2 protein-coding genes are annotated in these 522 nt (G+C 24.9%); both read left to right on the top strand.

Annotated elements, in window-relative coordinates:
* On the top strand, positions 1-136 hold a 136-nt coding region (locus tag HMPREF9088_RS12725; RefSeq protein WP_007209401.1), incomplete at its 5' end, for a DUF7226 domain-containing protein.
* Positions 136-366, top strand: coding sequence for a DUF7226 domain-containing protein (locus HMPREF9088_RS12720; RefSeq protein WP_007209400.1), 231 nt, complete (start codon positions 136-138; stop codon positions 364-366). The genes HMPREF9088_RS12725 and HMPREF9088_RS12720, both read left to right, overlap by 1 nt.
* The last annotated feature ends 156 nt before the right edge of the window (positions 367-522 follow it).

The following is a 522-nucleotide window of genomic DNA, read 5'->3' as shown; positions in this document are numbered from 1 at the left end:
TGAATTAGCAGAAGCCTATGAATTTGATTTGAGACAAAGTGATTATTATGCTAACTCATTAGTATATTTAGGTCTTGCAACAAAACAAGATTGTTATTTCAAATTAAATAATGAGGGAATAAAAATTAAAAAATAATGCACAACTCTAATGAGAGAAATGCTTTGATTATCTCTAAAATATTATCACACAAACCTTTTAAACTTGCATTTGATTCTACACTAAAAAATGGTGGAGAATATGATAGGAAGTATATTTCTAAAGTCTTGTTAGATAATGTTAAGTCAATAAACAGTATATCTACAGCTAATAGAAGAATGCAGACTGTTGTTGCATGGCTAAATTGGATATTTAGTGTAGTAGAATAAATTTTAATCATTTTTTAGGCTAGAACAATCTAGCTTTTTTTTGTTAACATAACAAAGAAAATAAATATATAGTCTAAGATAGTCAAAAAATATATAAATTTACTGTCTTTTTATTGTTTTAAGAGTGATTCTAAGACTATTTCAGATTTTTAAAAA

The sequence above is a fragment of the Enterococcus italicus DSM 15952 genome, from assembly GCF_000185365.1.
Lineage (GTDB): Bacteria > Bacillota > Bacilli > Lactobacillales > Enterococcaceae > Enterococcus_G > Enterococcus_G italicus.
The sequence above is the reverse complement of the archived record's forward strand: the minus strand, read 5'-3'. Positions and strand labels throughout refer to the sequence as shown.

Coding starts and splice junctions, on each gene's coding strand:
- HMPREF9088_RS12720 (WP_007209400.1), top strand. CDS start 136: ATGCACAACTCTAATGAGAGAAATGCTTTGATTATCTCTAAAATATTA.